General features: G+C 42.2%; 8 protein-coding genes. All 8 read right to left on the reverse strand.

What is annotated here, in order from left to right:
- Window positions 1-92: 92 nt before the first annotated feature.
- Window positions 93-1,223, reverse strand: coding sequence for a glycerate kinase (locus tag ABZB17_RS05405; RefSeq protein ID WP_372648446.1), 1,131 nt, complete (start codon window positions 1,221-1,223; stop codon window positions 93-95).
- 116 nt (window positions 1,224-1,339) lie between these two features.
- On the reverse strand, window positions 1,340-2,650 hold the full coding sequence (locus tag ABZB17_RS05410; RefSeq protein WP_372648447.1) for a Gfo/Idh/MocA family protein: 1,311 nt from the start codon (window positions 2,648-2,650) through the stop codon (window positions 1,340-1,342).
- A gap of 41 nt (window positions 2,651-2,691) precedes the next feature.
- Window positions 2,692-3,615, reverse strand: coding sequence for a PmoA family protein (locus ABZB17_RS05415; RefSeq protein ID WP_372648448.1), 924 nt, complete (start codon window positions 3,613-3,615; stop codon window positions 2,692-2,694).
- Window positions 3,612-4,547 carry an FAD:protein FMN transferase gene (locus tag ABZB17_RS05420; protein WP_372648449.1) on the reverse strand — a complete coding sequence of 312 codons (936 nt, stop codon included), beginning with the start codon at window positions 4,545-4,547 and terminating at the stop codon, window positions 3,612-3,614. Before ABZB17_RS05420 ends, ABZB17_RS05415 begins: the two co-directional genes overlap by 4 nt.
- Window positions 4,548-4,717: 170 nt before the next feature.
- The gene (locus ABZB17_RS05425) at window positions 4,718-6,061 is read right to left on the reverse strand and encodes a Gfo/Idh/MocA family protein (RefSeq protein WP_372648450.1); all 1,344 of its coding nucleotides are present in this window, start codon (window positions 6,059-6,061) and stop codon (window positions 4,718-4,720) included.
- 3 nt (window positions 6,062-6,064) lie between these two features.
- A complete protein-coding gene (locus ABZB17_RS05430) occupies window positions 6,065-7,411 on the reverse strand; it encodes a DUF1080 domain-containing protein (RefSeq protein WP_372648451.1) in 1,347 nt (448 codons plus the stop codon).
- Window positions 7,412-7,585: 174 nt separating this feature from the next.
- A complete protein-coding gene (locus ABZB17_RS05435; protein WP_372648452.1) occupies window positions 7,586-9,691 on the reverse strand; it encodes a S9 family peptidase in 2,106 nt (701 codons plus the stop codon).
- Window positions 9,692-9,818: 127 nt separating this feature from the next.
- A partial coding sequence (locus tag ABZB17_RS05440; RefSeq protein WP_372648453.1) for a RimK family alpha-L-glutamate ligase occupies window positions 9,819-10,683 on the reverse strand: 865 nt, incomplete at its 5' end.

Raw genomic sequence — 10,683 nt, forward strand, 5'->3', positions numbered from 1 at the left:
ACAGAGTTTGCTTCCTTTTTTTTTGATACAATTGTTTTTTGTACTAAAGGTAACCTTCGGCACAATTCAGGACAACAACATTACTCCGAAAATTATTTAGTTGATTTAATTCTTGCTGCAAATTGAGCTGCGGCTTTTTCCAGGTATTTACCCGCATTTTTTATTGAATCTTCAATATCGGCAGCTTGCTCCATCATTTCAGCCAGATAATCGATTTTATGCGCTTTTATTTGCTGTTCGGTTAACTCACTCACTCCGCAAAAAACAGCCAGTTGCTGGTTGGATCTTGAATCGAGTACACCTTTAATTACTTTCCCTGAAAATGTTTGCTCATCGAACTTGCCTTCGCCGGTAACAATCCAGTCGACATTTTTTACCTGCTCATCAAAATCAGCAATTGATTTTATTAGCTCGGTTCCTGATTTTAATTCGGCATTCAGAAACAACACACAACCTGCTCCCAGTCCACCGGCAGCACCGGCCCCGGCACTGTTTTGCAGGTCTTTACCAAATTGTGTTTCTACTTTATCGTTAAAATTTCTCAGGCCGGCATCCAACTCTTCCACTACCCTTTTTGTAGCTCCTTTTTGCGGCGCGTAAACATGTGCGGCACCATTTGGGCCAAATAAAGGATTATCCACATCGCAGGCCACTTCAAATTTTATATTTCGCAACTCAGCGTTTACCATCGAATTATCGATGTGTGCCAGCCGGTTTAAATCCTTTCCTCTCCCCTCCAACAGTTTTTTTTCAGCATCAAAAAAACGAAACCCGAGCGCACTGGCCATTCCCATTCCGGCATCGTTGGTTGAGCTGCCGCCAATTCCCAAAAGAATATGTCTGGCACCGCGTTTTATGGCATCCAGTATCAATTCGCCGGTTCCGAAAGTAGAGGTTTCCAGCGGATTCAGCTCGTCGTTTTTCAGCAAGCGAATTCCCGACGCTTCGGCCATTTCAATAAAAGCCAGCTTTTCTTTTTCGGCATACAAATAATTTACTTTTATGGGGCGTAATAAGGGATCGTGCACCCCGGCAGTTATCAACTTGCCACCGGTATAAAATTTCAGGGCATCAACTGTTCCGTCGCCACCATCGGCAAGCGGCAGTTTTACTATCGTCACATTTTCGATGTGCTTTTTTATGCCACGTTCAACGGCATCGCAAAATTCAATTCCGGTTAACGATCCTTTAAACTTGTCGGGTGCGATTACGATCTTCTTCATTTCCCTAAAATAAGAATATTTATCAGGAATTGGCAGGTAACAAAAAACGGGAAGCCCAAATTGGCCTCCCGCTTTAATTAAATATATAATCAGAAATCGTATCAATTGTATACCCACTAAACTTTTGGTAATTGCCAGTTTTTGTTGTAGTTCAACTTCATCAGGTCGTTGGCTGCTGCCTCGTTAAACAACTGCGAATCATTATTCCAGTGAATGCGCTGCCCCACGCGATAAGCCATGTTTCCCATCTCGGAAACGATAGCCGTTTTTGCGCCAACTTCAACAGGTGCATTTAATTTGCCGCCTTGTCGTATACACGATAACAGGTTTTGCACGTGCTCATCTAAACCATCGCCATAATTTTTCTGGGCCTTAGCTTCAAAGAAAGGACCTTTTAGTTCCAGGCTGTGATCGGGTAATATTTCGTAACCACTTCGTGTAACAACGAGGGTTCCTTTTTGCCCGACAAAAGCAATACCATGCCCTTTTTGGTAGGGGCCGATTCCAGGATTTAAGCCACATTCCCAAATCATGGTATGTTTTGGGTACTGATAAATGGCCTGCTGAATATCGGGTGTTTCAATAGCTCCCGGTTTGTGATAAAAGATACCGCCGCCCGGAGAAATCGACTCAGGCATACCGGCATCCATGGCGTACAAGGCGAAATCAAGCAGGTGAACCCCCCAATCGGTCATGGCTCCACCGGCATAATCCCACCACCAGCGAAAGTTGTAATGAAACCGATTCATATTAAACGGACGTTCTGGTGCGGGCCCCAACCACATATCGTAATCGACATAATCCGGTGCTGCGGAATCTTCCATTACCGGATACGCTGTATCGTAACCTTTGTAAATCCAGGCTTTAACCAGGTGAACTTCACCCAGCATTCCTGACTTTACAATCTCAGACGCTTCAAACCAATGTTTCGAGCTGCGTTGCCACATGCCCACCTGGCAATATAATTCCGGATGTTTAGCCTGGGCAGCCACCATGGCATTACACTCTTCAATGCTGTGGCCCATCGGTTTTTCCACATAAACGTGTTTTCCTGCATCCAGCGCCATCATCATCATTAAAGCGTGCCAGTGGTCGGGTGTACCTATAATTACCGCATGTACATCTTTATTGTCCAGCACATCTCTGAAATCGGCGTAAGTTAGTGGCCGTTTTCCCGTCATTTTCTCAACTTCGGCAGCTTTCTCCTCCAATACTCTACTGTCAACATCGCAAAGCGCTACACAGGTAACATTGTTTTCCTCACGTAAAAAACTTCGAAGGTTGTTAAATCCCATCGAGCGACAACCGATAAGTGCCACATTAACCTGCTCGGCAGGCGATGCACAGGCATTTAAAAGCCCCGGGGCAACGCCGACAGCCGCTGTGGCTATTGCCGATTGTTTTATAAATTCTCTTCTGTCAGTCATTAGTGTATTAAAATCTTATGTTCTTAGTTGTTACAATTGTTTTATTCATCCAGTAATTTTGCAATTTTTTTTGCATTCATTTTTCCTGAATAAACAATAAGCGAATACTTCAAAACAAGTGGTTTTGTAGTAGATAGTGCCACCGGTTCAGCGCCCGGCCAGGCCATATTTTGCATGCTGTTCTTTTCGCGCAGGATGAGATTTTGCGGATAACCGGGATTTTCTTTGTTGTCAAGAATTACAATACCGGCCTTGGAATTTCCTTTCCCCAGCGATCCTGAGATGTTCACAAATCCCTCCGACTCAACTGCCGTTTCCAAAGGTTTTATGCTTCCATATTTTCCTGAAAACTGAACATCGTCGGGTAAAATCATTCGAACAGAAAAACCGCCGTAACCTTTTTTATCTTCCGAGCCGCCAATTCGTACATTCTTTTCCAGAGCCAGCAGACTTATTTCAAAATCTATTCTTCGGTATTTCAACGAACTTTTGTGTACATGAATAGCAACATTTTCCTGAATATAGGGCTTAGGTTTGCCATTCTTTTTCCACTTATCGGACGACCACAGTACCTCGCTTTTCAGCCACACCGTTTCGTCGGGATCTTTCATAAATTCGATCTCGGTAATCTCCTGGTCAAAATCTTTTATTTCCCACGGATCGCCAATACGCTTATCGCCAATCCAAACCTGATGCCAGGCCCAAAAAATGCCGCGATGATGTAAATGATCGGCAGCAAAATCCTCGGTAAGCACCTTGCCGTTAAGCCCCCAAAGCGGATGAATATAATTGCAGCGCTCGTAAGCCCCATCTTTGTTCAGCGGATGCATCTGGTAAAACAAAACGTTTGAAGAACCATCAACGATTTTAATTCCATCCTGTTGTTTCTTCATGGTTAATTGTCCCCAAACCAAACCATTGGTAAGCAAAACCAGGAGTAGCGATATTACAAAAGATCTTTTCATGACCGATCCTCCTTTTCTATTATCGTTACCTTTGTTTTTACATCATCATCGGTGTATTCAACTTCCAGAATTTCAACATCATTCAGTTGATCAGAGATGATGGCCTTATCATTCTCGGGAAGAATGAGCCAGATATTGGCAATAAAAGCTCCCATGGTTGCGGAGTCGGCTTTTACTGAAACTGTTCGTTTTCCATCAACGGGAATACCGGTGGCCGGGCTGATGATTTTGCGGGTTTTCATTCCTTCGCCATCGTCGCGAATGTAAACGGTTCCGGTTGTATAAACGCTCTGCCCCGATACTTCAAATACATGTACAAATTCGTTTGGCTGCTGCAGATTCCGGATTCCCAGAGGCCAGTCTGTTCCGGCCGGGTGATTTCCGAGTGCCAAAACCACATCTTCCTCAAAACTGATTATGGCATCTTTTACACCCAGATCGATTAAAAGAGGTTTTACCAAATCAAGCGCAAAACCTTTTTCAATGGCTCCAAAATCCAGCTCCACACCATTTTCTTTAAAACGAAGCCGTTTATTATCGTGATCGAGTTCTATTTTATCAAAACCACATTTTTCTTGCGCTTCTTCCAGTTCGTTATTTTCAACAGTTTTCTTTTCAACCCAAAGCGATTGAACCGGGAAAAGAGTTACATCAAAAGCGCCCTGGCTCATCTGGTAAAAATCGTTGGCAATGGTCAGGATTTCCCACAACTCGCCTGAAAGTTCTATCCAAACGTCTTTTTCTGTTTGATTAAGCTCGTGGATATCGGACAATAAACTAAAGCGGCTGATTGTACTTTCCAGCTGCTCCAATTCGGCTTTTATTTGTTGGAATATATTTTTTGCAGTATCGGCCTCAAGGTTTGGCAGCACTACATCGCAATGACTGCCAAAGGCCAGAAAAGTATCACTAAATATAGTAGGTTCCGTCATTCTCTTAGTTTTATGGTTCCAGTAGAGCACTAAATTAAAAAAGTAAGTGATATTTACAGGCCTTCGCGCCTACAAATACAAAACCATGGTTAATTTATACTCCTTCTTTTTAATAAAACGGAAACAAAAAAAGGCAGGGAAATCCCCGCCTTTTAAATTCTTTTATATTTCTATAGTTTTGGTTCCCAATTTTTATCGTACTCTCTGCCCCACAATTTCATGGCATCGCGGTCGTACATAATTCCGGTTTTATCGCAAATATCAAAACCGTGTCCGATTCGGTAGGCAACATTTGAGTAATGCACCATTGTCTGGCTAATTGCACCTTCCATAATGTGTGAATTCAGTTTGCCTTTACCACGAATTGCGCTAAACCAGTTTTGAACGTGAGCGGTTGACGTATCGCCACCACCACCAAGTGCGGTACCGGCTTCCTGCGAACCTGTTACGCTGTCTTTTACAATTTTTCCGTTACGATCGTACACAATATATTTTCCACGGTCGACAAAAACAGTTCCTTCGCTACCGTAGATAATTGTTCCGCGGCCTCCCAAACCATAAGTATCCTGACCGGAGCGGCTACGGCCGTCCCATTTAATTACTTTGTCTCCTCCGAAAAGGAAAGTTGCATCCATGGTATCGTACATTTCCCAGCCATCCTCGAAGAAATGACGTTTACCGGCTTCAACATGTACATTGTTTGGTAAACCTACCTGCAGTGCCCAACGCGCTACATCCAGCTCGTGAGTTGCATTGTTTCCGGTTTCTCCGGTTCCGTAATTCCAACCGTACCAGTGCCAGTTGTAATCCCAGGTTTCTTCGGTATAGTCGCGGTGAATTGCAGGTCCCTGCCAGATTTCCCAGTCAAGGCCGGCAGGTACAGCAGCTTTTTTCTGTACAGGCACCTCACCTCTGTTGTTGATATAAAAGGCCACTGCCCGATAAGGCACACCAATAATTCCGTTATGAATTTCTTTTATAATCTCGATGGTATGCTCCGACGAACGTTGCTGATTACCCATTTGAACAACCTTGTTGTATTTCTCGGCAGCTTTAACGATCATCTCATTTTCGGCCATATTGTGGCTGCATGGTTTTTCAACATATACATGTTTTCCGGCCTGCATAGCCATTACCGAACCCGGAGTATGCCAATGGTCGGGAGTGGCGTTGATAACACAATCCACATCCTTGTCATCGAGAATTTTTCGGAAATCGTTCTCGAGTTTAGGTTTGTAATCAATATGTTTTGCAAACCTCTCGGCAGCACGATTACGCTGATGCTCCATTACATCGCACAGGTATTTTAGCTCAACGTTGCTTTCCTTTTCAGCAATTGGCTCGTAGTAAGCGCCCAAACGGCGGCCCAGCCCCATAATGGCGACATTTAGCTTGTCGTTGGCACCTAAAATTTTACTGTAACTCTTTGCCGACATACCCATGGCAGTTCCTCCAACTGCAACACCGGCTGCACCTGCCGACACCTTTTTTAAAAAATCTCTTCTGTTAGTCATTGGTTATAAATTTCTTATTTTTAAACTTCTAAAGTGAACAGTATCGTTGTGATCCTGCAATAAAACAGGCCCCTTTTCAGCCATTCCAAAACCTTCAAACCCGGCATATTTACTGCGTGCCACAAGCGCTTTATAAATATTACTGCCACGCGTGTATTCCACGACTTTTCTTCCGTTTAACCAATGTTGCACTTTTCCGTCTGGGAAAACCACAATCCGACCACGATTCCATTCGTTAGGTCCATTTGAAAAACGTCTTTCTTTGCTTGATGGAATGAGATCGTATAACGATGACATGGTACGGTTACCTACAACTCCTTGTTTGGCATCAGGGTGCTTTTCATCGTCCAGAATCTGATATTCCAAACCTATACCCGGGCCGTTGTTGCCAATTCCGTATTTAACACCACTGTTTGCTCCTTCGGTATACATAAAATCAAACTTGAACTCAAATGGCCCAAACTCCTCTTTTGTAATAATATCGCCTCCTCTTTTACCCGGATCATTTTGACTTGACAATACCGATAAAATTCCATCTTCTACCTGCCAGCCTTTCTCCGGGAATTCACCGGTTTTTGCACTTTTCCAATTGTTGGTCGACTCACCATCAAAAAGCAACCTAAAGCCTTGTTTTCTTTCCAGTTCGCTTAAATCGTTAGCCACTAAATTTTCAACATGAATGTCGGCATAGATTGCCGGTTCCAGGTTTTCAGTTTTTATGCGGATATTGCGCCACTTAATCTGCTCACCTTCTTTTTCCTTGTTGTTGCCAATTCCATGTACCTGAAGAGCAATAAAACCTTCAGCGGTCATATCGTCGATAACATGAGCAACCGGAATATCATTTAACCATGTACGAATTGAGTTTCCGATACATTCAATTCGGTACTTATTCCACTGTCCCATTTTCAGGGCTTTTCGCGCGTCGGGATTAAGGTCGAGCGGATACAGCCAACCGCGTCTTGCTTCATCGTAGATACCGCCGCTCCAGGCTCTTTCCGACGGGTCAACCTCGCACTGGTAGCCATGTACGCGTCCGTTGTTATATTCGGGCACACTTAAGCTTCTGAACTGAATACCCGAATTCATATTAGGCTCAACCAGCAATTCAACTTCAAAAACAAAATCGCTGTAATTTTTTTCGGTACACAAAAAAGAATTTGGTGTTCCGGCAACCGTTGTTCCAACAATTACCCCATCAACCACTTCGTATTTTGCTTCACCATTACGTTGTATCCACCCATCAAGGTTTTCACCATTAAACAGGTTTACCCAGCCATCCTGGGCATTTACATTTGTTACTAAACTTAAAGAGATAGTAAGAAATAAGATTGAAATAAAGTTTTTCACTGTATTAGATTTACGTTTTAATTGGTTTATTTTCGACCGTGTACGAACACGGCACCAACAAAATTAATCAAATTTTGGATTTTGCAAGGAAATTATGGTAGAATTCAAAAATAAATTTGAAGGAATAAAAAAGCCCCGGCAAACTAATGCCGGGGCCGATTATATAGTGCTTCTCTATTCTATTCCTAACTGGTCGAAAATAAATGCATATTCCAGTGCCGTTTCTTTTATCCACTCGAAGCGGCCGGATGCCCCTCCATGGCCGTACTCCATATTAATATGGAATATCAGCGGATTACCATCGGTTTTTAATTCACGCAATTTGGCTACCCACTTGGCCGGCTCCCAATACTGTACCTGCGAATCGTGCAATCCGGTTGTAACCAGCAATGCAGGGTAATCTTTCGCTTCAACGTTATCATATGGAGAATAGGAAAGCATGTAGTGATAATACTTTTCGACTTTTGGATTTCCCCATTCGTCAAATTCGCTTGTGGTAAGCGGAATACTTTCGTCGAGCATTGTAGTTACCACATCAACAAACGGTACGGCTGCGATTACGCCTTTATACAGGTCAGGGCGAAGATTTATACAGGCTCCCATTAAAAGTCCCCCGGCACTTCCGCCCATGGCAAATAACTTTTCTGAGTTGGTGTATCTGTCATCGATCAGGAATTGAGCGCAGTCGTTAAAATCGGTAAAGGTGTTCATCTTTTTCAGCAACTTTCCGTCTTCGTACCACTGGCGGCCTTTAATCTGGCTTCCGCGAATGTGTGCAATTGCATAAACAAAACCACGATCGAGCAAAGGCAAACGTCTTAGCGAAAAGCTAGGGTTATTAGTGATTCCGTATGAGCCATAACCGTACAACAAGGTGGGATTATTGCCATTCTTTTCCATGCCTTTTTTGTAAACAATGGAAATAGGAATTTTTGTTCCATCACCTGCCGTTGCATAAATTCGTTTGGTTTCGTAATCATCTTTGTTAAAACCACCCAATATTTCATCCTGCTTTAACAAAGTGCGCTCTTTTGTACTCAGATTGTAATCGTAAATCGAATTTGGTGTTGTTAACGAGGAATAGCTAAAACGGAAAACATCGGTATCAAAATCGAGGTTTACATTCGGACTAACGGTATAAACTTCTTCGTCAAAATCGATAAAATATTCTTCACCATGCCACGGAATTACACGAAGTTGGTTAATTCCTTCGATACGTTCGGTAACTACCAGGTAATCTTTGAAAATTTCATAATTATCGAAGAAAACATCGCTGCGATGTGGAATAACCTCCGTCCAGTTTTCTTTTTCAGTAGCAGAAACAGGGGTTTTCATTAAACGAAAATTCAACGCATCGAGGTTGGTGCGTATGTAAAAATCGTTTTCAAAATGATCAACCGAATATTCCAAACCTCTTTCGCGCGATTGAATGATCTTAAATTCTCCTTCCGGATTGTTGGCATCCAGAAAACGATACTCTGAAGTTAAGGTACTTTCGCTTCCAATTATCAGATATTCTTGCGACTTGGTTTTAAAAATAAACACCGAAAAGGTTTCATCCTCTTCGTAGTACACCTCTTCATCGTCTTCAACCGGTGTACCTATTACGTGCTTCATAATCTTTTCCGAACGCAGCGTAACATCGTCTTTCAAAGTATAATAAATTGTTTTATTATCGTTGGCCCAAACCGCGCTACCAGTAGTTAAAGGAATCTCATCCTCCAGCGTTTCGCCGGTTTCCAGGTTCTTAAAATATATGGTGTATTTTCTGCGGCTAACGGTATCAACGCCATATGCAATAAGTTTGTTATCAGGGCTTACCGACAGGCCGCCAAGCATAAAAAAATCCTGACCTTCTGCCAACACATTTTCGTCGAGCATAACTTCTTCTTCGGCATCGAGACTTCCCTTTTTCCGGCAGTTTACATCGTATTCTTTACCGGGTAGTTGTTTGTAGTAATAGTAGTATCCATTCTTTTTGTACGGAACCGACTTATTTTCCGGCTTAATTTTCGATTTAATCTCCTCAAACAACTTTTCCTGAAGCGGTTCGGTATGTTTCATCACCGCATCTTTGTAGGCATTCTCCGCTTCCAAATGTGCGATCACTTCAGGGTTTTCGCGCTCGTTCAACCAGTAATAATTGTCAACGCGCGTATGACCATGTATCGTAAGTTCTTTCATTATCTTTTTTGCAACAGGTGGCTCTATCTTCTCTTTCGAAGTACATGCCACGAAAAATAGTCCCCAAATAAAACTCAAATAAATTAACTTCTTCATGCTTTTGGTAATTAGTTGATATTCTTAATATTTTTTTCAGGAAGTTTTGAAATTACATTTAAACAACCAGCTTTCAAAATGAAAGTTCATTCAATTATGATCAATCTTATAACCCCAATCAGGCGTTTTACTTATTTCTGAAATTTATCTTCTGAATGTTTTTCGAGATTTCAATCCGGTTATAAATCGATTCGATAACCTGATCATACAATTTATCTTTTAAAATGTAATCCTCAATATCCACATCGATGTTAGGATTATCATTCACTTCAACCACATAAACTTTATCGTTTACCAGCTTCAGGTCAACACCATACAAACCGTCGCCAATTAAAGCTGCTGCTTTTAAAGCTGTTTTTACAACTTCTTCGGGCACATCTTCGATGTTTACTGTTTCCGAATCGCCCGAATACTCTTCAGCTTCTCCGGTCCAGTTGTAAATTTGCCAGTGCCCTTTCGACATGTAATACTTGCAGGCAAAAAGCGGCCGGTTATCGAGAATTCCGATTCTCCAGTCGAATTCAGAATAAAGAAACTCCTGGCATACAATCATATCCGATTTTTTGAACAGCTGGTTAATGGCATCAAAAGCCTCTTCCTTATTTTCCACTTTTGTTATTCCCAACGAAAAGGCACTGTCGGGTTGTTTTAACACCAGCGGGAAATTCATATCGTCAAGATCTTTCTTTTCAAAAATATTCTTGGTAAAAACAACCGTTTGCGGAGTTAGTATTTTGTGTTTTCTGAAAATCTCGTTCTGAAATATTTTATTGGAACACCGCAATATCGACCACGGATCGTCAATAACCACCAACCCTTCGGCGTAGGCCATACGCGAAAATTCGTAGGTATGGTCGTTTACATTCGTGGTTTCGCGGATAAAAAGCGCATCGAATTCGTTTATTTTATCAAAATCGTTTTTTGTAATAAACTCAGCATACAAACCTTTTCGATTGGCCGCCTCTTTAAACTTTTGAAGCGCCCGTTTACAC

The sequence above is a fragment of the Draconibacterium sp. genome, assembly GCF_041583095.1.
Taxonomy (GTDB): domain Bacteria; phylum Bacteroidota; class Bacteroidia; order Bacteroidales; family Prolixibacteraceae; genus Draconibacterium.

Bases quoted from the DNA above. Each gene is read 5' to 3' on its own strand.
- ABZB17_RS05435 (WP_372648452.1), bottom strand. From the start codon at position 9,691: ATGAAGAAGTTAATTTATTTGAGTTTTATTTGGGGACTATTTTTCGTG.
- ABZB17_RS05425 (WP_372648450.1), bottom strand. From the start codon at position 6,061: ATGACTAACAGAAGAGATTTTTTAAAAAAGGTGTCGGCAGGTGCAGCC.
- ABZB17_RS05415 (WP_372648448.1), bottom strand. From the start codon at position 3,615: ATGAAAAGATCTTTTGTAATATCGCTACTCCTGGTTTTGCTTACCAAT.
- ABZB17_RS05410 (WP_372648447.1), bottom strand. From the start codon at position 2,650: ATGACTGACAGAAGAGAATTTATAAAACAATCGGCAATAGCCACAGCG.
- ABZB17_RS05420 (WP_372648449.1), bottom strand. From the start codon at position 4,547: ATGACGGAACCTACTATATTTAGTGATACTTTTCTGGCCTTTGGCAGT.
- ABZB17_RS05405 (WP_372648446.1), bottom strand. From the start codon at position 1,223: ATGAAGAAGATCGTAATCGCACCCGACAAGTTTAAAGGATCGTTAACC.